The organism is Enterobacter cloacae complex sp. I2 (assembly GCF_014896205.1).
In the GTDB taxonomy this organism is placed as follows: domain Bacteria; phylum Pseudomonadota; class Gammaproteobacteria; order Enterobacterales; family Enterobacteriaceae; genus Enterobacter; species Enterobacter quasihormaechei.
The window spans coordinates 48,811-72,004 of the sequence record NZ_JADBRA010000013.1 but is presented as its reverse complement, the minus strand read 5'-3'; the positions used below and the strand labels follow the sequence as shown (position 1 = coordinate 72,004).

Below are 23,194 nucleotides of genomic sequence, written 5' to 3'. Positions count from 1 at the left end.
ACCTTATTCACGAATCGAGAATGATATGGACTTAACACAGCTTGAGATGTTTAACGCCGTCGCGCTGACCGGCAGCATTACCCAGGCGGCGCAGAAGGTGCACCGGGTGCCTTCAAACCTCACCACCCGCATCCGTCAGCTTGAGGCAGATCTGGGCGTGGAGCTGTTTATTCGCGAGAATCAGCGCCTGCGGCTTTCCCCCGCCGGGCACAATTTTTTACGTTACAGCAAGCAGGTCCTGGCGCTGGTCGACGAAGCCCGAATGGTGGTCGCCGGGGATGAACCGCAGGGATTATTCTCACTTGGCGCGCTGGAAAGTACCGCCGCCGTGCGCATTCCGGAAAGCCTGGCGCTGTTTAACCAGCGCTATCCGCGCATTCAGTTTGCGCTGTCTACCGGGCCTTCCGGCACGATGATTGACGGCGTGCTTGAGGGCACGCTCAGCGCGGCCTTTGTCGACGGGCCGCTCTCGCACCCGGAGCTGGAAGGCATGCCTGTTTACCAGGAAGAGATGATGCTGGTCACCCCTGCGGGGCACGCGGAAGTATCAAAAGCCGCGCAGGTAAGCGGCAGCGACGTTTACGCCTTTCGCGCCAACTGCTCGTACCGGCGTCATCTGGAGAGCTGGTTTCATGCTGACCGCGTCACGCCGGGACGGATCCATGAGATGGAGTCCTATCACGGGATGCTCGCCTGCGTGATCGCGGGAGCAGGCATTGCGCTGATGCCCCGCTCCATGCTGGAGAGCATGCCGGGGCACCACCAGGTAGCGGCGTGGCCGCTGGCGGAGAATTGGCGCTGGCTCACCACCTGGCTGGTGTGGCGACGCGGGGCGCTGACGCGCCAGCTCGAGGCATTTATCGCGTTGCTGAACGAACGTCAGCCATCAGCGCCTTCTGCATAACAGCATCAGCGTACGGGCAATTAACGTTGTCCGTAATCCTGGAGGCGAAGGTAAACTTTCCCCTTCATATACAGCGTGGCCTGACCGCCAATCAATACGCGGTCGCCCTTCAGCGCGCAGCGCAAATCGCCGCCGCGCAGGGACACCTGGCGGGCAACCATCTGCGTTTTACCGAGCTTTTCGCTCCAGTACGGGATCAGCATGCTGTGGGTTGAGCCCGTGACCGGATCTTCCGGCACCCCTTCACCCGGACAGAAGAAGCGGCTGACGAAATCATACGCGTCCCCTGGCGCCGTGATGCAGACCATTTTCCCCAGCGGGGTCATCGCCGCAATGTCCGGCGTCAGGGCCTCCACCTGCTGCTGGCTGTCGAGCACGACCATATAGTCACGACCGACGCGCACCTCTTTCGCCGCGCTAATACCCAGCGCGCTGAACAGCGCCGGCGGCGGGTTGTCGACGGCCTCGGTTGACCAGGCCGGGAAATTCAGCGTCAGCCAGTCGCCGCTGCGAGTTACCGTCAGATCCCCCACGAAGCGCGTGCTAAAGGTAATCTCCGTGTGCGGATAGTCCAGGTATTCAAAAATAACGTGCGCGGCGGCCAGGGTCGCGTGGCCGCACAGGTTAATTTCATCCTGCGTGGTAAACCAGCGCAGCTCAAAGCCTTCGTCCGTGCGCACGAAGAACGCCGTCTCCGACTGGTTATGCTGTTTCGCCATGCTGAGCAACGTCTCGTCCGCAAGCCAGGACTCCAGCGGACACACTGCCGCTGCGTTGCCGCCGAACGCCCTGTCGCTGAAGGCATCTACCAGATAAAAATCAATTTCCTGCATCGTTTATTCCTCTTATCCATTTAGTCAGCGCAGAAAAACTGTGCCCTTGAGATACAGTGACGCCTGCCCGCCCATCAGCACGCGGTCGCCCTTAAGTTCGCAGCGGACGTCCCCACCGCGGGCAGAAACCTGACGCGCAAACATCTTTGTTTTACCGAGTTTCTCACTCCAGTATGGGATCAACATGGTGTGTGCGGAGCCGGTGACCGGATCTTCCGGCACGGCCACGCCCGGCGAAAAGAAACGGCTGACAAAGACATACTCCCCTTCATCCCGGGCGGTCACAGCCACCTTATGAACGCCCGGCAACATCGCGGAGAAGTCCGGCGTAACGGCTTCCACCTGCTCGCGGTTTTCCAGCACCAGCACCCAGGCACGGCCTTTGCGGGCGTCGACATAGCGGCTGATACCGAGCGCGGAGAGCATCTCCGGTGGCGGCATCTGCGCCTGCGTCGGGCAGGCGGGGAAATCCAGCGTCATCCAGTCACCCTCCCGGCTGACGGTCAGGCGGCCGGAAGCGGTATCAAAATGAATGCGCGAGTCCGGATAGTCCAGCTCGTTGAACAGAACATACGCTGCGGCAAGGGTCGCGTGACCGCAGAGATTAACCTCGGTAAGCGTGGTGAACCAGCGCAGCTCAATCCCCCCTTCGGTGCAGACAAAAAACGCGGTTTCCGACTGGTTATGCTGTTGCGCCATACGCAGTAACGTCTCATCCGGCAGCCACGCTTTTAGCGGGCATACCGCCGCCGGGTTGCCGCCAAAGGAGGACGCGCTGAACGCATCTACCAGATAAAAATCAATCTCCTGCATCGAGTTACCGCCCGTTTTTGTTGTGTTGTTCTCTATCTTCAATGAAATCCCCCGCGCTCGCTACCGCTGCATGAAGGTAAATTTTGTGATTCACGTCACATAACGGTTGAGTTTTCGCCGTTTAACGCTTTAAGATCGTCACCTCATCTTTCAGGCAACGAATCCCAGATATCCCTATGACAACACACACGGTTTCCCGCAGGGTCGCGTGGCTACGCGTGGTCACGCTCGCCATCGCAGCGTTTATTTTCAACACCACGGAATTTGTTCCGGTTGGACTGCTGTCTGACATCGCAGCCAGCTTCAACATGGAGACGGCACAGGCAGGCATCATGCTGACCATCTATGCATGGGTCGTGGCGCTGATGTCGCTGCCGTTTATGCTGCTGACCAGCCAGATGGAACGCCGTAAGCTGCTGATTGGGCTGTTTGTGGTGTTCATTGCCAGCCATGTGCTGTCGTTTATGGCGTGGAACTTTACGGTGCTGGTCATCAGCCGCACGGGTATCGCCTTTGCCCATGCCGTTTTCTGGTCGATTACCGCGTCGCTCGCCATTCGCCTGGCGCCCGCGGGGAAACGCGCCCAGGCGCTGAGCCTGATTGCCACCGGAACGGCGCTGGCGATGGTGTTAGGCTTGCCCATCGGGCGTATCGTGGGTCAATACTTTGGCTGGCGCACCACCTTCTTTGCCATCGGCATGGGGGCGCTGATCACGCTGGTGTGTCTGGTTAAACTGCTGCCAAAACTGCCGAGCGAACACTCCGGCTCGCTGAAAAGTCTGCCGCTGCTGGTGCGTCGTCCGGCGCTGATGAGCATCTATCTGCTGACCGTGATTGTGGTGACTGCCCACTATACGGCCTATAGCTATATTGAGCCGTTCGTACAGGTTGTCGCGGGCTTCAGCGCCAACTTCGCCACCGTTCTGCTGCTGATCCTGGGCGGCGCGGGGATTATCGGCAGTGTCCTGTTTGGGAAGCTGGGCAATCGACACGCGTCTGCGCTTGTAAGCGGTGCGATTGGCCTGCTGCTGGCGTGCCTGCTTTTACTGATGCCTGCGGCGGGTAGCGAAAGCCATCTGGCGATCCTCAGCCTGTTTTGGGGCGTGGCGATCATGATTATCGGTCTGGGAATGCAGGTCAAAGTGCTGGCACTGGCACCGGATGCCACGGACGTGGCGATGTCGCTCTTCTCCGGAATTTTTAATCTGGGAATTGGGGCCGGCGCGCTGGTGGGTAATCAGATCAGCCTGCATGTGTCGATGTCGGCCATTGGCTATCTTGGGGCTGTTCCGGCGCTGATCGCACTGATCTGGTCGGTGCTGATCTTCCGTAAATGGCCGGTCGCGATGGAAGAACAGACCAACCACGGTTGACGTTGAGTTTGCCGGGTAAGGCGAAGCCGCCACCCGGCACTGTTCTCAATGGTACGTCTTCACAATCTCCAGCACGCCATTAATAATAAACTGCACGCCCATACAGACCAGCAGGAAGCCCATCAGACGGGAGATAGCTTCAATCCCCCCCTTGCCTACCCAGCGCATAATCGCCCCGGAACTGCGTAACGATCCCCAGACGATAAGAGCGATAAGCCCAAAAATGAGCGGCGGCGCAACGGTGATAACCCAGTCCGGGAAAGTCGAACCATCACGCACCGTTGAGGCAGAACTGATGATCATCGCAATCGTCCCCGGCCCCGCCGTGCTCGGCATGGCTAACGGCACAAAGGCGATATTGGCGCTCGGTTCGCTTTCAAGCTCCTCCGATTTGCTTTTCGCTTCCGGTGATTCGTGCGCTTTTTGCGCCGGGAACAGCATCCGGAAACCAATAAAGGCCACGATCAGCCCGCCGGCAATACGCAGGCCCGGAATGGAGATGCCGAAGGTATTCATCACCAGCTGCCCGGCATAATAAGCCACCACCATGATGGCAAAAACGTATACGGAGGCCATCATCGACTGCTGATTGCGCTCCGCGCTATTCATGTTCCCCGCCAGCCCCAGAAAGAGTGCTACCGTCGTTAACGGGTTCGCCAGCGGCAGCAACACCACCAGCCCAAGCCCCACAGCCTTAATCAAATCCAACATAGTGCACCGCAGTCCTTATCCTTATTCAACATCGCAATTATAGGGGGAACCCTCGTCCGGAGCCATCCGCGTAACGTTACTCTCATTGTCCCGCGCAACCAATAACCTCAGATTATGTAACTGATTTAAAAGCGTACTGAAATAGTTCCTGAAGCGTTTTAGCAATTCGTGGCATCGGCTGATTCATTCAGTTGACTTATACTTGCCTGAGCAATAATATCTGCCGTGACTAAACTACTTGCCAGGGCAACCATTGTGAAAAGCACCAGTGACCTCTTTAACGACATAATCCCACTGGGTCGTCTTATTCATATGGTTAACCAGAAAAAAGATCGCCTGCTCAATGACTACCTGTCACCGCTGGATATCACCGCAACACAGTTCAAAGTGCTGTGTTCCATTCGCTGCGAAGTGTGTATCACGCCGGTTGAGCTGAAAAAGGTGCTCTCTGTCGATCTGGGTGCGTTAACCCGCATGCTGGATCGTCTCGTCTGTAAAGGATGGGTCGAACGAAGCCCTAACCCGAATGACAAACGTGGCGTACTGGTGAAACTGACCAGCGATGGCGCGGCCATGTGTGAGCAATGTCATCAATTAGTAGGACAAACACTGCACCAGGAACTAACAAAAAACTTAACGGCAGATGAAGTGGCAACGCTTGAGCTTTTACTCAAGAAAATCCTGCCGTAAACAGAAAAAGAGGTATGACGATGTCCAGACGCAATACTGACGCTATCACCATTCATAGCATTTTGGACTGGATCGAAGATAACCTGGAATCTCCGCTCTCTCTTGAAAAAGTGTCTGAGCGTTCAGGTTATTCAAAATGGCACCTGCAACGGATGTTCAAAAAAGAGACCGGTCATTCATTAGGTCAATATATTCGCAGCCGCAAGCTGACGGAGATTGCCCAGAAGCTGAAAGAAAGCAATGAGCCGATCCTTTATCTGGCAGAGCGTTATGGTTTTGAATCGCAGCAAACCCTGACGCGTACGTTCAAGAACTACTTTGACGTGCCGCCTCATAAGTACCGTATTACCAGTATGCCGGGTGAATCCCGTTATCTGTATCCGCTAAAACATTGCAGTTAATCATCGCCTGTTAAGACGTAACCGAGGAAATCATGAAATTTATCGTCTCCGCCGCCCTCACCTTGCTGGTGCTGGTTTCCGGCCAGAGTTTCGCGGAGCAAACCCCCAGTGCGGGGCAGCAAAATAATCGTGACACCATGATTATGCCGTCCACGCAAAGCCAGTCTCCCTATGACTTCAATCACATGGGCGCTGGCAGCGACAAATCCGACGAATTAGGCGTGCCGTATTACAACCACGACCTGTAATTCGTTTTTGCCCCGCTATGGCGGGGCTTTTTTCTACCTTAACCCCGCACTCGCGTCGCCCGACGCACCCGTAAGCCAAAGACGTTGATATACAGCCCGGCCATAATCAACCCCGCGCCAGACAGTTGCAGCGCGCTGAGCGTTTCGTCCAGTAAAAGTGCGGAACTGGCAAGCCCGACCACCGGCACCAGCAGCGATAACGGCGCCACGCGCCAGGTTTCATAGCGCCCGAGCAGCGATCCCCAGATGCCGTAGCCAATGATTGAGGCGACTAACGCCAGATAGACCAGCGACAAAATGGTCGTCAGGTCGATCTCCACCAGGCTTTTCAGCATCACCTGCGGACCATCCAGAATAAACGACGCGGCCATAAACGGCACAATGGGGATCAACGCGCTCCAGACCACCAGCGACATCACCGCCGGACGCGCCTCGTGCTGCATTATCAGCTTGTTGAAGATGTTGCCGCACGCCCAGCTTAGCCCCGCCGCCAGGGTCAGCATAAAGCCCAGCAGGGCGACATGCTGACCGTTAAGGCTGCCTTCTATCAGCACCAGCACGCCAAAGACCGCAAGGCTAATGCCCGCCAGCTGTTTGCCCTGCAAGCGCTCGCCAAAGACAAACGCGCCGAGAATAATGGTAAAGAACGCCTGCACCTGGAGCACCAGCGAAGCCAGACCCGCAGGCATACCGAATTTAATGGCGCAAAAGAGAAACGCAAACTGACCAAAACTGATGGTCAGGCCGTAGCCCAGCAGAAGCTTAAGGGGAATTTTCGGACGGGCAACGAACAGCAGCGCCGGGAACGCCACCAGCAGGAAGCGCAGACCGGCCAGCATCAGCGGAGGCATGTTGTGCAACCCCATTTTGATGACCACAAAATTGAGTCCCCACACCACCACAACCAGCAACGCCAACAGCCCGTCTTTACGCGTCATCTTCCGCCCCTGAATTATTAAATTTTTGTAAACACTTCAAGGTAACAGAAAAAATAGTCCCGCGAGAAGATCATTAATTCTGGTACTGAGGCGAAGCACTTGCGGATAAATTGGGTGCTATACAAGCTGCCGATCCCGTGATAATCCTGTAATAACACAACAAAAAAAGCATAAGCATTTGTCGGGCAGGAAAATGAAACCATCTCTCAGGCGCTCAACCGCAGCGCTGCTGGCGTCGTCATTGTTATTAACAATTGGCCGCGGGGCAACGCTGCCCTTTATGACCATTTATCTCACGCGCGTGTACAACATGAGCGTGGAGAATATTGGCTACGCCCTTACCGTGGCGTTGACCATAGGCGTGGTGTTTAGCCTGGGGTTTGGCATCCTGGCGGATAAGTTCGACAAAAAACGCTATATGCTGATCGCCATCGTGGCCTTTATTGCCGGGTTTGTGGCCATTCCGCTGGTGAATAACGTTACGCTGGTGGTGCTGTTCTTTGCCCTTATTAACTGCGCCTATTCCGTATTCTCAACGGTGCTGAAAGCGTGGTTTGCCGACGTGCTGACCACCAGCGAAAAGGCGCGCGTGTTCTCGCTCAACTACAGTTTTCTGAATATCGGCTGGACCATCGGGCCGCCGATGGGCACCCTGCTGGTGATGTACAGCCTGCAACTGCCGTTCTGGCTGGCGGCCTTCTGCGCCGCGCTGCCTCTCGGGTTTATCCATTTCTTTGTGCAGAAAAGCGTAGCGTCTGACAGCGTGGAAGAAAAAGCGCCGTGGCAGCCCTCGGTGCTGCTGAAGGACCGGGCGCTGTTCTGGTACACGCTCTCCGGTCTGCTGGCGTCCTACGTGGGCGGATCGTTCGCCACCTGCATTTCACAGTATGTCCTCGCCGCGTATGCGGACAGCGATTTCGCAGAAAAGGTGGTGGCCGTTGTGCTGCCCGTCAACGCGGTGGTGGTAGTCACCCTGCAATACGCGCTTGGCCGCAAGATCTCCGCCAGCAATATCCGCCCGCTAATGACTGCCGCGACGCTCTTTTTCATCCTCGGGCTGGGTGGGTTTATGCTCTCCGGCGAGAACCTGATTTACTGGGGGATCGCGGCGGCGATTTTCACCCTGGGTGAAATTATCTATGCGCCGGGTGAATACATGCTGATCGACAATATCGCCCCGCCGGGCATGAAGGCGAGCTACTTCTCCGCGCAGGCGCTGGGCTGGCTGGGAGCAGCGGCGAACCCGATGATCACCGGGCTGATCCTGACGCATCTGCCGCACTGGTCGTTATTTATTATTATGATGGCCGCCATCGTCGCGGCGTGGCTGATGATTTTGCGCGGGATGCGCGTGAAAAGTGAAAATAGCGTGTCGGGTGGCGCTGCGCTTACCCGACCTGGAAAACCCTAATCGTAGGCCGGGTAAGGCGAAGCCGCCACCCGGCAAAATCAGCATCCTAGTGGTGCAACATCTCTTCCACCACCTGCTCTTTGTACATCTCATTCGGGTAATAGGTCGGCCAGTTATCCATCTCCTTCAGCAGCGCCTCGTGGGAGGTGTTGCCCATGAAGATATGGAAGTGTGAAGAGGCTTTCGGCCCGATGGTATGGTCGCTGAACTGCACAAATTTCGGCGCCTGACTCGCGTTATCCTTACACTCAAACAGGTAGCGAACGCCCTTTTTCCCCGAAGCATAGGTCAAAATTTTGTAGCCGCTGTAGTCGTAGCGGCAGCTGCTCACCGTCTTACCTCGGTGGAACGCCATCACGTTGTTTTCAATACCAATGGCGTCCACGTCCGTGGCGTAACCCTTGCGGTAGTAGGCTTTCACCTCGTCAGCGGATTTGTCACCCTTCTCTGCTTTCTTTTGGAAAACCGGATCCAGTGAACCATCAAGCAGGAACGGATAAACAGACTGCCAGGTCCCGTCCCAGTCAGACAATTTTCTGTCCCTGACGTCTTTATCCTCAAAGACGCCGTTCGCCGCCTTCTGTTCCGCCTCCGTCATCTGATGACCGTGCGAATGGGCAAAAAGCGAGCCGCTTACCAGCAGCGTTCCCAGAGTCAGCGCAATTTTTCCAGCATGTGCAGCCAAAGCAAAACCCTCATTCCGTGTTATAAGAATGAGGATGTTATAATATAACATCTCAGATCGCAACCAGTCCGCGAACGCCCTCCCGCTCCATATTTTCCCCGCGCCCGTGCTGGACAATACTGCCGCGCGACATCACCAGATAGCTGTCGGCCAGCTCCGCTGCAAAATCGTAAAACTGCTCCACCAGCAGGATCGCCATATCCCCCCGGTTTGCCAGGCTACGGATCACCTGGCCGATCTCTTTAATGACCGACGGCTGAATACCTTCCGTAGGCTCATCCAGGATCAGCAACCGTGGACGGCTCGCCAGCGCCCGCCCAATCGCCAGCTGCTGCTGCTGACCACCGGAAAGATCGCCTCCGCGACGGTGCTTCATCTCTTTCAGCACCGGGAAAAGCTGCCATATCTCCTCCGGTACGCCTTTTGCACTGCGGGCGGAAAAGCGCGACAGCCCCATCAGCAGATTTTCCTCAACGGTAAGACGCGGAAAAATCTCGCGTCCCTGCGGAACATATGCCACGCCGGACTGCACCCGCTGGTGCGGCTTACTGTGGGTGATGGTTTTCCCCTGCCAGACCACTTCCCCGGTTTTCACCGGGATCAGCCCCATCAGGCACCTCAGCAGGGTGGTTTTGCCCACCCCGTTGCGCCCCAAAAGGCAGGTGACTTCCCCGACGGCCGCTTCAAAGTTCACTCCGCGCAGTATATGGCTTCCGCCGTAGTACTGATTCAGCTCGTTAACCTGCAACATGCGTTCTCCTTAGCGTCCCAGATAGACGTCAATCACCTGTTCATTGGCCTGTACCTCGCGAAGCGAGCCTTCTGCCAGCACGCGTCCCTGATGCAGCACCGTGACGTGGTCGGCGATGGTCTCAACGAAGCCCATATCGTGCTCAACCACCATCAACGAATGTTTACCTGCCAGGGTGCGGAACAGTTCGGCGGTGTATTCCGTCTCGGCGTCGGTCATGCCGGCGGCGGGTTCGTCCAGCAGCAGCAGATGCGGGTCCTGCACGAGTAGCATGCCAATCTCCAGAAACTGCTTCTGCCCGTGGGAAAGCAGCCCGGCGCGGCGATCGCGCTCGCTGCCAAGCCGCAGCAATAACAGCATTTCGTCAATGCGGTCGCGCTGTTCGCCGCTGAGCGTGGCCCGCAGGCTCGCCCAGACGGACCTGTCGGCCTTCATGGCGATTTCGAGGTTTTCCCATACGGTCAGCGCTTCAAACACCGTCGGCTTCTGGAACTTACGCCCAATCCCCTGCCGGGCAATAGCCGCCGGTTCAAGGGTTGTCAGGTCGATGGACTGATCGTAAATGGCTTTACCACTTTTTGGCCGGGTTTTGCCGGTGATCACATCCATCAGCGTGGTTTTGCCCGCACCGTTAGGCCCAATGATGCAGCGCAGCTCCCCGACGCCGATATTCAGCGAGAGATCGGTCAACGCTTTAAAGCCGTCGAAGCTGACGTTAATGGCCTCAAGCTGCAATACCGGATCGGTCTGCTCGCGGTAACGATCGCCCGGCAGCTGGCGGGTAAAGAGTCCTTCAGAGGGCTGCATTATTTCTCTCCCTTACGCAACAGACCGAACACGCCACGCGGTAAAAACAGCGTGACGGCAATGAAAATCAGCCCCAGAAACAGCTGCCAGTACTCCGGCATCGCCACGGTGAAAAAGCTCTTCGCACCGTTGACCAGCGCCGCGCCGATCACCGGGCCCACCAGCGTGCCGCGGCCCCCCAGCGCGACCCAGATGGCCGCTTCAATGGAGTTGGTTGGCGACATCTCGCCCGGGTTGATAATGCCCACCTGCGGAACGTACAGCGCCCCCGCCAGGCCGCACAGCACGGCAGAGAGCGTCCAGACCAGCAGCTTGAAGCCGCGCGGATCGTAGCCGCAAAACGTCAGGCGGTTTTCCGCATCGCGTACCGCCGTCAAAATGCGGCCAAACTTACTCTTCGCCAGCGCGTAGCCTGTGCCCAGAGCCAGAAGCAGCAGCATTACGGTCGCGATAAACAGCGCGATCCGCGTCGTGGTCGCCGTGACGGAAAACCCGAGCAGCGTGGTGAAGCCGGTGAAGCCGTTATTGCCGCCAAAGCCGGTTTCATTGCGAAAGAAAAGCAGCATCCCCGCATACGTCAGCGCCTGGGTCATAATCGAGAAATAGACCCCTTTGATCTTCGAGCGGAAAGCAAACCAGCCGAAGACCAGCGCCAGCAGGCCGGGGACCGTCACGATTAAAACCAGCGCCCAGGCGAAATGCTGCGTTCCCCACCAGAACCACGGCAGCTCGCTCCACGACAGAAACGACATAAACGCGGGCAGGCCGTCGCCAGCCGCCTGGCGCATCAGGTACATGCCCATCGCATACCCGCCCAGGGCGAAGAATATGCCGTGCCCCAGCGAGAGCATGCCTGCATAGCCCCACACCAGATCGAGGGCCACGGCGACAATCGCGTAGCAGAGGATTTTGCCGACGAGCGTCAGCATCCACGTGGAGACAGCCAGCGGATGCGTGGAAGGCAACAGCGCGAGAAAAGGCAGCACCAGCAGCGCCGCAATCAGCAGGCTGCCGACAATCTGCGTGGTACGCGGTGCGCTGCGCGCCAGTGTTAAGGTCATTGGCTGGCTCATCAGTCTGTCACCCTCCCTTTCAGTGCGAATAACCCCTGCGGACGCTTCTGGATAAAGAGAATAATCGCCACCAGAATCAGGATTTTGCCCAGCACCGCGCCCATATGCGGTTCAAGAATTTTATTGAAGATGCCAAGTCCAAAGGCCGCCGCCACGCTACCGGCCAGCTGACCGACGCCGCCCAGCACCACCACCAGGAACGAATCAATGATGTACCCCTGACCCAGCTCCGGCCCCACGTTCCCCAGCTGGGACAATGCCACGCCGCCCAGCCCGGCGATGCCGGACCCGAGGCCAAACGCCAGCATATCAACCCGTCCGGTCGGCACGCCGCAGCAGGCCGCCATGCTGCGGTTTTGCGTCACCGCCCGCACGTTAAGACCCAGACGCGTTTTGTTCAGAATCAGCCAGGTGAAAAACAGCACCAGCAGCACAAAGCCGAGCACCACAATGCGGTTCCACGGTAGCGTCAGGTTGGCGAAAACCTGCACGCCGCCGGACAGCCAGGCCGGGTTCGCGACCTCAAGGTTCTGTGCGCCAAAGGTCATGCGCACCAGCTGGATGAGCATCAGGCTGATCCCCCAGGTGGCGAGCAGCGTTTCCAGCGGGCGGCCATACAGATGGCGGATCACCGTGCGCTCCAGCACCATGCCGATACCTGCCGTCAGGCAAAACGCCACCGGCAGCGCTATCACCGGATAGAGCGCCAGCCACTGAGGCATCCACTGCGCCATCATCTGCTGCACCATCCAGGTGGCATATGCGCCGAGCATCAGCATCTCGCCGTGCGCCATGTTGATCACGCCCAGCAGACCATAGGTGATAGCCAGCCCGAGGGCGGCCAGCAGCAGCACCGATCCCAACGACAGGCCCATAAAGGCCTGCCCCAGCAGTTCGCCCCACATTAAACGGTGCTGGATACGGTCCAGGCTTTCGGTAGCTGCGGCACGTACCCGCGCATCCGGTTCGGTTTGCGCCTGGGTAAGCGGTGCCAGCGTGGCCTGCACGTCCGGATCGTCAGACTGTCCCAGCAGCTCAACCGCCTTCAGCCGTATTTCCGCCTGTGGGCTCGTCAGCTGAAGGTTTGCCAGCGCCAGCATCAGAGACTGCCGGGTGACATCGTCCGTTTCGCGACCGGCTCGCTGTTGCAGGAAGCCGAGCATCTCCGGCTGGGCATCACGCTGAAGCTGCCGCGCGGCATGCCGCCTTTCCGTGACACTGTCACTTACAAGCTGATGGGTCGCCAGCGCCGTGAGGGTCAATACGCGCAGCCGGTTGGTGAGGCGCACGGCTTTGGTTGCCCCTTCGGCGGTTTTTGATGCCCCCAGTGCAACCATGCCGCCGTCGATGCGGGTAAAAGCATGCTTCTGGCTGTCGGTATAAAGATTCTCGGTTTGCAGCGCCTTAAGCAGCGGCAAACGTGCAGGTTCCGGCGCGGCCGCCCACCGGGTCAGCATAGCGGTCTGCTGGCTCCGGGTGGCGGCAACGAAATCATCGGCATCCGATGCCTGCGCCATCCCTGGCAGCAGTCCGGTAAGCCACACAATCGCAATAATGATGCGCATGGCGTTCATGACGTCTCTCCCTGGGTGTTGGCTTAGTTGCTGGCGGTTTTCATCGGCTGGTCAGGCTTTTTGTCGTTCCCGGCGATAAACGGGCTCCACGGCTGAGCGCGTACCGGCTGTTCGGTCTGCCAGACGACGTTGAACTGGCCGTTACCTTCGATTTCGCCGATCATGACGGGCTTATGCAGGTGGTGGTTGGTGGCATCCATGGTCAGCGTAAAGCCGGACGGCGCGCTGAAGGACTGGCCCGCCATTGCCGCGCGCACTTTATCCACGTCGGTCGTACCGGCTTTCTCAACCGCCTGCGCCCACATATGGAGGCCAACGTAGGTCGCTTCCATCGGATCGTTGGTGACCACGGTGTCGGCATTCGGCAGCTTGTGCGCTTTCGCGTAGGCTTTGTAGGCCGCGACGAAGGTCTGGTTGGTCGGGTTATCAACGGATTCAAAGTAGTTCCACGCCGCAAGGTTACCCACCAGCGGTTTGGTATCAATACCGCGCAGCTCTTCCTCGCCGACCGAGAACGCCACCACCGGCACGTCAGTAGCTTTCAGCCCCTGGTTCGCCAGCTCTTTGTAGAAAGGCACGTTGGAATCACCGTTGATGGTGGAGACCACCGCCGTTTTGCCGCCCGCGGAGAATTTCTTGATATTGGCAACGATGGTCTGGTAATCGCTGTGACCAAACGGGGTGTAGACCTCTTCAATATCTTTATCTTCCACGCCCTTCGAGTGCAGGAAGGCACGCAGGATCTTGTTAGTCGTGCGCGGGTAAACGTAGTCCGTACCCAGCAGGAAGAAGCGCTTTGCGCTGCCGCCGTCTTCGCTCATCAGGTACTCCACCGCAGGGATCGCCTGCTGGTTGGGTGCCGCGCCGGTATAAAAGACGTTAGGCGACATCTCTTCACCTTCGTACTGCACAGGATAGAACAGCAAACCGTTCAGCTCTTCAAAGACCGGCAGAACCGATTTACGCGAAACCGACGTCCAGCAGCCAAACACCACCGCGACCTTATCCTGACTCAGAAGCTGGCGGGCTTTTTCGGCAAACAGCGGCCAGTTGGATGCCGGATCGACCACCACCGGTTCCAGCTTTTTCCCCAGCACGCCGCCTTTGGCGTTGATTTCATCGATGGTCATCAGGGCGACATCTTTCAGGGGTGTTTCTGAGATGGCCATCGTGCCGGACAGAGAGTGCATAATCCCAACTTTGATGGTGTCTGCGGCCTGGACGCCAAAGCTCATGCCCATGGCGACGACGGATGCGGACAGGGCGAACGCTTTAATAAGGGTACGACGGTGCATATTTTCACTCCTGAAAAAGAAAGCTGTGCGAAGACGTCCGTTACCGCCTGGACGCAGAAAAAGTAACGTCAGTTTCAGGAGAGCAAAAAGAGTGCCAGGTTGCAGAGGCTAGATTTTAAAGGGATGCGAGAGAAGGATGACGGGAAACGACTCAGAATGGTACAGCGCTGCACTGTATTAATGCAGCGCTGTGGAGGGTGTTACCAGACGTCGCTGGCGATTTGCGTCACCAGGCGAACTTTGTCCCACTGCTGGGCTTCGCTCAGGCTGTTACCCTCTTCCGTGGAGGCAAATCCGCACTGCGGACTGAGGCAAATCTGCTCTTTCGCGACGTATTGCGCGGCCTCTTCCAGACGCGCTTTCACCCCTTCAGGGTTCTCCAGTTCGCCGTGCTTAGTGGTAATGAGCCCCAGAACCACCTGCTGTTTGCCCGGGCGCACAAAACGCAGTGGCGCGAAGTCGCCGCTACGATCGTTGTCGTACTCCAGGAAGAACGCGTCGACGTTAACCGTGCCGAACAGCACCTCTGCCACCGGCTCATAGCCGCCCTCTGAAATCCACGTTGAGCGGAAATTGCCGCGGCAGACGTGCAGCCCGACGGTCAGGTCGTCCGGCTTGCCTTCCAGCGCTTTGTTCAGCACGTTGGCATAGATGCGGGCCAGTTCGTCGGCGTCATCCCCCCGCTCCCGGATCTGGCGGCGCTGATCTTCCGAGCAGAGATAGGCCCATACGGTGTCGTCCAGTTGCAGATAGCGGCAGCCCGCGTCGTAGAATGCCCGAATGGCGTCGCGCCAGGTGGTCGCCAGATCGTCAAAGTAGTCGTTCAGGTCCGGATAGACGGTGGCATCAATATCCTTGCGGCCACCGCGGAAGTGCAGCACGCTCGGGCTCGGAATGGTCATTTTCGGCTGCGCGTTACCGCTGATGCTTTTAAGGTAGCGGAAGTCTTCCAGCATAGGATGATCGCCAAAGCCCAGCTTGCCCGTGACGCGCACGCCGTGGGCTTTGGTCTGCACCCCGTTGAACTGAATGCCCTGCTGAGCGTCATAACGCTCCACGCCCTGAAGCCCGTCAAAGAAGTCGAAGTGCCACCAGGCGCGGCGGAACTCACCGTCCGTCACCACGTGCAGGCCGCAGGCGCACTGCTGCTCAACGACGTGGCGAATGGCCTCGTCCTCGACCGCGCGAAGCTGCCCGGCATCGATCTCACCGCTGGCAAATTGCAGGCGCGCCTGTTTAATGGAATCCGGGCGTAAAAAGCTGCCGACTACATCGGCGCGGAACGGGGCGTGGTGTCGCTGCATGGAAATCTCCTTTGTCTGTCGGCGTTAATTGCCCACAGTGATAATTCATCTCTTGAACCTTTAGACTTCTGGATGTCTAAACGTCTTAAGAAAATGTCACACCCCCTGCCTCCCGACAAACGAGAAAATTTCATCGGTGTTGAAAAAAATTCATGTTCCAGAGCCGGATGATGACGATCCTGCAAACGCGAACTGCTCATCCTCCCAGCCGGTCATGCCCCCGAGCATAATCTTGACCGGCAGACCGAGACGCGCCAGCTTCAGCGCCGCCCTGTCCGCGCCGTTGCAGTGCGGGCCTGCACAATAGACGACAAATAGCGTGCCCGCCGGCCACGCGTTCATCCGCTCTGCGGTAATCTGGCTCCAGGGTAAATGCTGCGCGCCGGGCAGATGACGCCGGGCAAAATGCTCGGGCTTCCCGACCACGTGCAGCAGAGCGAAGTCCTGCTCACCGCTGGATATAGCGTGTTGCACATCGGCGCAGTCCGTCTCTACGCTTAAGCGTCGCAGAAAATGCCCCACGGCTTCCTGCGGCTCGGCAGCCGGAAATTCAGTAACATAGCTCATGAATCTTCCTCATTTATGGTGTTTGTGTTAACACTACTCTATCCCTTAATACAGCCCATGAATGCCTCCGCCTATGCCAGAAAACAGCAAAAAGATGACAAATTTACGACACACTCCTCCGCGCGCGGTCGTGCTGGCGTATGACGGTTTGTGCACCTTTGAGTTTGGCGTGGCGGTAGAAATCTTTGGCTTGCCGCGCCCGGAGATGGGCGACGACTGGTATCGGTTCGCCGTGGCGAGCGTGGATGAAGGCGAACTCCGGGCAACGGGCGGGATACGCATTCTGGCCGATGGCGATCTGCACCTGCTGGAGACGGCGGATCTGATTGTTGTACCCGGCTGGCGAGGGCTGGACGCCCCCGTACCCGAGGCGCTTTGTCAGGCGTTACGCGCGGCGCACGCCCGCGGCTGTCAGCTGCTCTCAATCTGTTCTGGCGTTTTTGTGCTGGCAGCCACGGGCCTGCTCAACGGGCGCAAGGCGACCACCCACTGGCGTTACACGCACGCGCTGAAATCACGTTTTCCCGCCGTCACCGTGGTTGAGGATGTGCTGTATCAGGACGAGGGGGATATTTTTACCTCCGCCGGCAGCGCGGCGGGGATCGATCTGTGCCTGCACGTGGTGCGCCGGGATTACGGTATGGAGGCGGCAAACCGCGTGGCGCATCGGCTGGTGATCCCGCCCCACAGAGACGGCTCGCAAACCCAGCAGCTAAGCCGGCCGGTGGCTCAGCTACGGGAAAGTCAGCGCCTGGGTCAGCTGTTTGATTATCTTCATCAGCATCTTGCCGTGCCACATACCGTCGGGTCGCTGGCCCTGCGGGTTGGCATGAGTCAGCGTACCTTTCTGCGCCGTTTCCAGGACGCGACCGGAACCACGCCCGCGCGCTGGTTATTGACGGCGAGATTGCAGCGGGCGAAGGATTATCTCGAAAATAGCCGACTCAGCATCGACAATATTGCCGAACAAACCGGTTTTGGACTCAGCGCCACGCTGCGCCACCATTTCCGCCAGCAATATGCCCTTTCCCCGACGCAATATCGAAAGCAGTTTTTGCAGCCGACCCGATAAAAAGGCAAAAAAAAACCGCCATATTCTGGCGGTAAATGCTTGCATGGATAGATTTGTATTTTGGTATCTACGCTCCGGTATTCCATACCGGGATGTGGATCACCTGCAATCTACCACCGTGAGCCTCAACGAAGCATAAACGAATCGATTAACCCGCTTTGGTATTAATTTGCAGATAACGCATCAGCCCCTGCTCGGCGCTCTGGCGGGCATCATCATTAATCGCTTCGAGATAGAACGCGCGAGAGACTCCGTACGGTGCCTGCTCGGATGGGTAAACGGCAAACTGAAAGGTTTTCCCCCTCGCCTTGTTGGTGCAGCCCAGCTCCCAGCGATCTTCACTTACCTGGGTGCTATTACATTCGACGCGGCCGTAATCACTGGTTAAATACGATCCGACGCGGCTTTTCGCTGACTGAATATATTCTGGTTCTTCGTTTGAATAGATGCTGGCAGCAGCACCCACAGCAACCACTACGCCCAGAAGTGATAGCACGATTATTTTTTTCATTTATTAGATCCAATCCTTAGCCAGAAAAATCTTATTGTAAATGATTTCCCCATAAATCTAGCTGCTCTTTTCATACCAGAAATGGGAGTTTACAAAGACAAGAATGCTTTTAAGAATAGTCTCAGATGCGCTGTATTGCGATCACAAATTTTGACAGTCTTTTTTCTCAAATTTGAACAGTCAAATAATTACTCTATGAAATTATCCCTACGATAACCCTGGCGTATATTTGGGGGATGAAGGATGGTCAGAAAAGGGTTGTCGCTACTGCTGCTGATAAGCGCCCTGTTCTCAGGGCAGATTATGGCGGAGCACAAAGGACATGTATTTTTGTATGTGAAAAACGCCGACCATCAGCTTCGTCATGAAGCTGACAGCGACGCGTTACGCAGCGAGGCAGAGGAATCTGCGGAGGGGTTGCGCGAGCGCCATGCCTGGCAGAAATCGCGCAAACCCGATACCCACTTTCCGGGTTAGCTGCCTTTACGCTTCGGCAGGGTTTTCATCAAGTCGTCAGGGCTGACGGAGGCCACAATGCTGCCAGGCGACGGCATTTTGAAGATGTGATTCTTCATCTTACCGATAACGTGCATTTCACACGGACGGCAGTCGAATTTCAGCGTCAGCACTTCGTCGCCATTCACCAGCTGCATCGGCGTTGCTTTCCAGCTTTTGATATTGCCTTTCGCCTGCTTCGGGCAGAGGTTAAAGGCAAACCGCAGGCAGTGTTTGGTGATCATCACCGGCACGTCGCCCTTCTCTTCATGGGCTTCATACGCGGCGTCAATCAGCTGCACGCCGTGTCGATGATAAAACGCACGCGCTTTATGGTTATAAACGTTCGCCAGGAAGGAGAGATGCGTGTCCGGGTAAACCGGCGCAGGCACCGCTTCGGCCTTACGGCTGCCGCGCGGATAGTTTGCCAGGCGGGCGTCATCCAGCATCTCAGCCGTTTCACGACGGAACTGATTCAGCAGGCTGTTCGGCACGAAGAGCGCATCCGGCAGATTCACCTCAATATTGCGCGCGTAATAAATGGTCTGACCCAGCTTCGCCACGCCGTCCTTCAGGTTGTTCAGCGCTTTCTCCGCGTTGTTCGCTACCTCGAACATGCCGTCGAGGGTATGCGTCACGCTGATACCGTCTTCACAGGTCATGGTCAGGATCAGCTGCTCTTCCCAGCCCCCCAGCGCGATATCCACCGCAATGCGGCGCTCGCTGGAGGTCTTGAGCAACGCCTGCTGCCAGTTGTGGTCCAGGTTACGGTTCAGCGCCGCGTTGGGACGGGCTTTGTAGAGATCGGCAGGCATTTCGTTTGGCCAGACCCGATAGCGGTTTTCGCCGGTTTTCTCCACGGTGTTGGCGCGAAAACCGACCACTTCACGTTTGATCATCACGTTGAGACCGTCGCCGTTCGCCAGCGGCTCTGTAACCTGAACGTCGAGATGGTCCTTCGCCACCTTCAGCACTTCACCCACCGGCAGGCCGATAAATTTCGGTGAGTCAAACGCGCCGATGTCCCCTTTGCGCGCATTCACAAAGTAATCCGTGCTGCCGCGGTGGAAGGTTTTGTCCGTGGACGGAATAAAGAAATGCTCCGTACGTCCGGCGGAGGCGCGGGCCAGATCACCGCGATCGTCGATGATGGCATCCAGCATCTGACGATAATGGGCGGTGATATTTTTCACGTAGCTCATGTCCTTGTAGCGCCCTTCAATTTTGAAGGAGCGCACCCCGGCGTCGATCAGCGCGCCGAGGTTCGCCGTCTGATCGTTGTCTTTCATCGACAGCAGGTGTTTTTCGAACGCCACCACACGGCCCTGATCGTCTTTCAGGGTATACGGCAAACGGCAGGCCTGAGAGCAGTCGCCCCGGTTAGCGCTGCGCCCCGTCTGGGCGTGAGAGATATTACACTGCCCGGAATACGCCACGCACAGCGCACCGTGGATAAAGAATTCAATAGTGGCGTCGGTCGCCTGGTGAATATCGCGGATCTGGTTCAGGTTCAGCTCGCGCGCCAGAACAATCTGTGTGAACCCAACGTCCGAAAGGAACTTTGCCTTCTCAACGGTGCGGATATCGCACTGGGTGCTGGCGTGCAGCTCAATCGGCGGGATATCCAGTTCCAGCACGCCCATATCCTGAACGATCAGCGCGTCAACGCCGGTCTGGTAGAGATCGGTGATCAGACGCTGCGCAGGCTCAAGCTCATCATCATGAAGAATGGTGTTCAGGGTCACGAACACCTTCGCCCCGAAACGGTGGGCGAACGGCACCAGTTCGGCAATATCGCGCAGGCTATTGCTGGCGTTATGACGGGCACCGAAGCCAGGGCCGCCAATGTAGACGGCATCCGCACCGTGAAGAATGGCTTCACGGGCAATGGCGGCGTCGCGGGCCGGGCTGAGCAGTTCAAGATGATGGGAGTGCAGGCGCATACTTCGTCGTTATCCGTTATGGTCAAAATGGCGGCTATTGTAGTCAGAAGTCTGTGTCAGTGAAACCGTTTTGCGACGCTTTAGCGGGGATAATGGATCAGAGAGTGAAAATGGACCGTCCGGGCGCTGCTGTTGCGGTACGCGTGCGGTTTGTCGCCGGCAAAACGCACCCCAGAATCAGCATAAATCGTCCGCCAGATGCCGTCGATCTGCATCTCCAGTTCACCGCTTATCACCACCACGTGTTCAATCACCCCGGCTTCGTGCGGGGTGGACTCGCTCAGCGCGCCGGGCGACAGCGTGATGGAGAAATGGTCAAACCTGAGCTGGTCGTCCCAGGGGAAAAGCGGCTTCACCACCATCGCCTGCTGCTGCGGATCAAATACCGCCTGCGGGTCGCTCTCTGGGGTAATAAACGCCGAAAAAGGCACGTTCAGCCCGGTGGCGATTTTCCACAGGGTGGAGACCGTCGGGCTGGACTCGTTGCGTTCGATTTGCCCAAGCATCGCTTTCGACACGCCCGTCTCTTCGGCCAGCTTCGACAGGCTCCAGCCCCGCGCCTGACGCAGCGCTTTCAGTGTAGTGGCAAGGTGTTGCGTAATATCCATGGTTCCTCCCGTTGTGCGAAGCATACCACTTGTACGCTATAGCGCACAGTGATACCTTACGCCGGACGTTATAACGCACAACGGAGTTCCCATGCGATCGACTGCCCCTCTCTTTCCTGCCGTACTGGCCGGTTTTGTTGCCGTCCTGGTGGGCTATGCCAGCTCTGCCGCTATTATCTGGCAGGCCGCCGCGGCGGCAGGCGCAACCCCACAGCAAATCGGCGGATGGATGACCGCGCTGGGCCTCGGGATGGGGATCAGCACGCTAGCATTATCGTGGTGGTACAAGGCGCCGGTGCTGACCGCCTGGTCAACGCCCGGCGCGGCGCTGCTCGCCACCAGCCTGCATGGCGTCACGCTGGCGGAAACCATCGGGGTATTTATGTTTGCAAATGCGCTGATCCTGCTGTGCGGCGTGACCAGCCTGTTTGCCCGGCTGATGAAGCTGATCCCGCACTCGCTTGCCGCCGCTATGCTCGCGGGCGTGCTGTTACAGTTCGGCCTGAAGGCATTCAGCAACCTTGAGGGGCACCTTTTTCTTTGCGGCAGTATGCTGGCCGCCTGGCTGGTGGCCAAAGCCGTGGCTCCCCGTTACGCCATTGTCGTCACGCTGCTGGTGGGCATTCTCGCGGCCTGGGCTGGAGGTGACGTTGTCACGAATAAAATGACGTTATCGGTTATCATGCCTGAATTTGTTGCCCCTGCGTTCACGTTTACCAGCCTGCTAAGCATCGGCTTGCCCTTCTTTCTGGTGACCATGGCGTCGCAGAATGCGCCCGGCTTCGCCACCATGCAGGCTTCGGGCTATGCGCTGGCGGTCTCACCGCTTATCGTTGCGACCGGCGGGCTGGCGCTGGTGTTATCCCCCTTCGGCGTCTATTCCATCTGCATCGCCGCCATCACCGCCGCCATTTGTCAGAGCCCGGACGCCCACCCGGATGCCGGTAAGCGCTGGCTGGCCGCGGCGGCGGCAGGCGGGTTTTATCTGCTGGCGGGGGTTTTTGGCGGCTCGATTTCCGGGCTGATGGCCGCCCTGCCGCTGAGCGGGATCCAGACGCTGGCCGGGCTGGCCCTGCTCGGTACGATTAGCGGCAGTCTGTATCAGGCGCTGAATCATGAAGCGGAGCGCGACGCGGCGATCGTCACCTTCCTGATGGCCGCCAGCGGCGTCACGATCCTGGGGATTGGCTCCGCCTTCTGGGGGCTGGTACTGGGTGGGTTATGTTACGCGGTCTTTTCACGCCTTCGTCGCGCGTAACTGGGACGGCGTCATCCCCGTCATGCTGCGAAAACGGTTACTGAAGTGGCTGGCGGAGTTGAATCCGCAGGCCAGCGCGATGTCGGTGAGCGGCGTGGTGGTGTGCTGCACCAGCGCTTTGGCCTTCTCCATGCGGCGCTGCATGACGTACTGATGCGGCGCCAGCCCCATCGACTGGCGGAACATTCTGGCGAAGTGATACTCGCTGAGTGCGGCCTGACCCGCCAGCTCCGCCAGCGTTAAGGGTTGCGCCAGATTTTCCTCGATAAAGGCCACTACGTTACGCAGCACAAACGGCGATAACCCGCCGGTGACCACCGGTAACTTCCACTGTACGCTGGAATAATGCTGGACTAAATGCGTCAGCAGTAAGGTCGACGCGGTGCTCAGGGTGAGCTGATTGGCGTTTTGCTGCCAGTCGCAGCCCAGCAAAAACTGACGATAGAGGGCGGTGATTTTCGGATCGCTGCCAAAGATTTTTTCATCCAGCGTCAGCGATAGCGGTCGTTTATCCCAGATTTTCTCCCCCACGTCCCGCAGATGTTCATCGGTGCAGTAAAGGTGGACGAACGACAGGTCGTCACGAATATCCCACGTCGATTCGCTCTCTTCAGGCATCAGGCAAAAACGATCCGGCCCGCCGCCATTTTTCCAGCCTCCGGGGGTTTTTTGATAGCTTTCATAGCCATCCGCCACGTACAGGCTGAGCGTATGGTGGTTGCTTTTTACGGTGATCGTATCGTGCTTGTTGTACCACGCCGCCAGTTGAATGCCAGAATTGAGCGCGACGGTTTCCCGCAGCACCGCATTTTGTTGGCGTAACGTTTCAAAGGTGTCGTAAACGAGAGACATGGCCGTAAACAGGTGATTAATCAGACTGTCAGTCTATGAAGTGTTGCAGCCTGTTACCAGCGTTCGCGTGAGAAAAA

25 protein-coding genes are annotated in these 23,194 nt (G+C 57.6%); 9 read left to right on the top strand and 16 right to left on the bottom strand.

The window, feature by feature from the left end:
* The first annotated feature begins 25 nt into the window (after positions 1-25).
* Entirely contained in the window at positions 26-904 is an 879-nt protein-coding gene (locus IM300_RS12920; RefSeq protein WP_193036805.1) for a LysR family transcriptional regulator, read from the top strand.
* A 20-nt stretch (positions 905-924) separates the two neighbouring features.
* On the opposite strand, the gene IM300_RS12915 is transcribed toward IM300_RS12920, so the two are convergent.
* Together IM300_RS12915 and IM300_RS12910 are read right to left on the bottom strand one after the other, a co-directional pair.
* The gene (locus tag IM300_RS12915; RefSeq protein WP_193036803.1) at positions 925-1,737 is read right to left on the bottom strand and encodes a PhzF family phenazine biosynthesis protein; all 813 of its coding nucleotides are present in this window, start codon (positions 1,735-1,737) and stop codon (positions 925-927) included.
* 24 nt (positions 1,738-1,761) lie between these two features.
* Positions 1,762-2,550, bottom strand: a complete 789-nt coding sequence (locus tag IM300_RS12910) for a PhzF family phenazine biosynthesis protein (RefSeq protein ID WP_193036889.1) — start codon at positions 2,548-2,550, stop codon at positions 1,762-1,764.
* A 176-nt stretch (positions 2,551-2,726) separates the two neighbouring features.
* On the opposite strand from IM300_RS12910, the gene IM300_RS12905 reads away from it, so the two are divergent.
* On the top strand, positions 2,727-3,923 hold the full coding sequence (locus IM300_RS12905; RefSeq protein ID WP_193036801.1) for a sugar transporter: 1,197 nt from the start codon (positions 2,727-2,729) through the stop codon (positions 3,921-3,923).
* A 45-nt stretch (positions 3,924-3,968) separates the two neighbouring features.
* Here IM300_RS12905 and IM300_RS12900 read toward each other — a convergent pair whose 3' ends face one another.
* On the bottom strand, positions 3,969-4,634 hold the full coding sequence (locus IM300_RS12900) for a MarC family NAAT transporter (protein ID WP_112792314.1): 666 nt from the start codon (positions 4,632-4,634) through the stop codon (positions 3,969-3,971).
* Between the two features lie 255 nt (positions 4,635-4,889).
* Here IM300_RS12900 and marR point away from each other — a divergent pair, with 255 nt between their 5' ends.
* From marR to marB, 3 genes are read left to right on the top strand one after another with little or no spacing between them, the layout of a single operon-like run.
* Positions 4,890-5,324 (top strand): multiple antibiotic resistance transcriptional regulator MarR, encoded by a 435-nt coding sequence (gene marR, locus IM300_RS12895; protein WP_003857182.1) that lies wholly within the window; start codon positions 4,890-4,892, stop codon positions 5,322-5,324.
* A 20-nt stretch (positions 5,325-5,344) separates the two neighbouring features.
* Positions 5,345-5,725, top strand: a complete 381-nt coding sequence (marA, locus tag IM300_RS12890; protein WP_001303241.1) for an MDR efflux pump AcrAB transcriptional activator MarA — start codon at positions 5,345-5,347, stop codon at positions 5,723-5,725.
* 32 nt (positions 5,726-5,757) lie between these two features.
* On the top strand, positions 5,758-5,973 hold the full coding sequence (marB, locus tag IM300_RS12885; RefSeq protein ID WP_063866723.1) for a multiple antibiotic resistance protein MarB: 216 nt from the start codon (positions 5,758-5,760) through the stop codon (positions 5,971-5,973).
* Between the two features lie 38 nt (positions 5,974-6,011).
* Here marB and eamA read toward each other — a convergent pair whose 3' ends face one another.
* Complete coding sequence (eamA, locus tag IM300_RS12880; protein WP_112792313.1) at positions 6,012-6,911, bottom strand: O-acetylserine/cysteine exporter; 900 nt, start codon at positions 6,909-6,911, stop codon at positions 6,012-6,014.
* 193 nt (positions 6,912-7,104) lie between these two features.
* Here eamA and ydeE point away from each other — a divergent pair, with 193 nt between their 5' ends.
* A complete protein-coding gene (ydeE, locus tag IM300_RS12875; RefSeq protein ID WP_236329766.1) occupies positions 7,105-8,322 on the top strand; it encodes an efflux MFS transporter YdeE in 1,218 nt (405 codons plus the stop codon).
* Between the two features lie 46 nt (positions 8,323-8,368).
* On the opposite strand, the gene zinT is transcribed toward ydeE, so the two are convergent.
* The 8 genes from zinT to IM300_RS12835 all read right to left on the bottom strand — a co-directional run bounded on the left by zinT (position 8,369) and on the right by IM300_RS12835 (position 16,378).
* A complete protein-coding gene (zinT, locus tag IM300_RS12870) occupies positions 8,369-9,007 on the bottom strand; it encodes a metal-binding protein ZinT (RefSeq protein ID WP_063867073.1) in 639 nt (212 codons plus the stop codon).
* Positions 9,008-9,059: 52 nt separating this feature from the next.
* On the bottom strand, positions 9,060-9,758 hold the full coding sequence (gene urtE, locus IM300_RS12865; RefSeq protein WP_193036799.1) for an urea ABC transporter ATP-binding subunit UrtE: 699 nt from the start codon (positions 9,756-9,758) through the stop codon (positions 9,060-9,062).
* Between the two features lie 9 nt (positions 9,759-9,767).
* Positions 9,768-10,565, bottom strand: coding sequence for an urea ABC transporter ATP-binding protein UrtD (urtD, locus tag IM300_RS12860; RefSeq protein WP_064910555.1), 798 nt, complete (start codon positions 10,563-10,565; stop codon positions 9,768-9,770).
* Positions 10,565-11,638 (bottom strand): urea ABC transporter permease subunit UrtC, encoded by a 1,074-nt coding sequence (gene urtC, locus IM300_RS12855; RefSeq protein WP_193036797.1) that lies wholly within the window; start codon positions 11,636-11,638, stop codon positions 10,565-10,567. The genes urtD and urtC overlap by 1 nt, the downstream gene beginning before the upstream one ends.
* A complete protein-coding gene (gene urtB, locus IM300_RS12850; RefSeq protein WP_193036795.1) occupies positions 11,638-13,212 on the bottom strand; it encodes an urea ABC transporter permease subunit UrtB in 1,575 nt (524 codons plus the stop codon). The genes urtC and urtB overlap by 1 nt, the downstream gene beginning before the upstream one ends.
* Before the next feature lie 23 nt (positions 13,213-13,235).
* Complete coding sequence (gene urtA / locus IM300_RS12845) at positions 13,236-14,507, bottom strand: urea ABC transporter substrate-binding protein (protein ID WP_063451344.1); 1,272 nt, start codon at positions 14,505-14,507, stop codon at positions 13,236-13,238.
* A 200-nt stretch (positions 14,508-14,707) separates the two neighbouring features.
* Positions 14,708-15,811, bottom strand: coding sequence for a cobalamin-independent methionine synthase II family protein (locus tag IM300_RS12840; RefSeq protein ID WP_193033744.1), 1,104 nt, complete (start codon positions 15,809-15,811; stop codon positions 14,708-14,710).
* A 150-nt stretch (positions 15,812-15,961) separates the two neighbouring features.
* A complete protein-coding gene (locus IM300_RS12835) occupies positions 15,962-16,378 on the bottom strand; it encodes a rhodanese-like domain-containing protein (protein ID WP_063866732.1) in 417 nt (138 codons plus the stop codon).
* 73 nt (positions 16,379-16,451) lie between these two features.
* Between IM300_RS12835 and ftrA the strand changes: the two genes are divergently transcribed.
* On the top strand, positions 16,452-17,450 hold the full coding sequence (gene ftrA / locus IM300_RS12830; protein ID WP_193036793.1) for a transcriptional regulator FtrA: 999 nt from the start codon (positions 16,452-16,454) through the stop codon (positions 17,448-17,450).
* A gap of 148 nt (positions 17,451-17,598) precedes the next feature.
* On the opposite strand, the gene IM300_RS12825 is transcribed toward ftrA, so the two are convergent.
* Positions 17,599-17,961 (bottom strand): hypothetical protein, encoded by a 363-nt coding sequence (locus IM300_RS12825; protein ID WP_015570547.1) that lies wholly within the window; start codon positions 17,959-17,961, stop codon positions 17,599-17,601.
* Positions 17,962-18,204: 243 nt separating this feature from the next.
* Here IM300_RS12825 and IM300_RS12820 point away from each other — a divergent pair, with 243 nt between their 5' ends.
* On the top strand, positions 18,205-18,438 hold the full coding sequence (locus IM300_RS12820; protein ID WP_193036791.1) for a DUF2554 family protein: 234 nt from the start codon (positions 18,205-18,207) through the stop codon (positions 18,436-18,438).
* Here IM300_RS12820 and IM300_RS12815 read toward each other — a convergent pair.
* Both IM300_RS12815 and IM300_RS12810 read right to left on the bottom strand, forming a co-directional pair.
* A complete protein-coding gene (locus IM300_RS12815; protein ID WP_107535340.1) occupies positions 18,435-20,399 on the bottom strand; it encodes a U32 family peptidase in 1,965 nt (654 codons plus the stop codon). The two genes, IM300_RS12820 and IM300_RS12815, sit on opposite strands and share 4 nt — an antisense overlap.
* Before the next feature lie 80 nt (positions 20,400-20,479).
* Complete coding sequence (locus IM300_RS12810) at positions 20,480-21,007, bottom strand: helix-turn-helix domain-containing protein (RefSeq protein ID WP_063866735.1); 528 nt, start codon at positions 21,005-21,007, stop codon at positions 20,480-20,482.
* Between the two features lie 91 nt (positions 21,008-21,098).
* On the opposite strand from IM300_RS12810, the gene IM300_RS12805 reads away from it, so the two are divergent.
* Positions 21,099-22,265, top strand: coding sequence for a benzoate/H(+) symporter BenE family transporter (locus tag IM300_RS12805; protein ID WP_193036789.1), 1,167 nt, complete (start codon positions 21,099-21,101; stop codon positions 22,263-22,265).
* On the opposite strand, the gene IM300_RS12800 is transcribed toward IM300_RS12805, so the two are convergent.
* A complete protein-coding gene (locus IM300_RS12800; protein ID WP_107535337.1) occupies positions 22,245-23,117 on the bottom strand; it encodes a helix-turn-helix domain-containing protein in 873 nt (290 codons plus the stop codon). The genes IM300_RS12805 and IM300_RS12800 overlap by 21 nt on opposite strands.
* Positions 23,118-23,194: the final 77 nt, after the last annotated feature.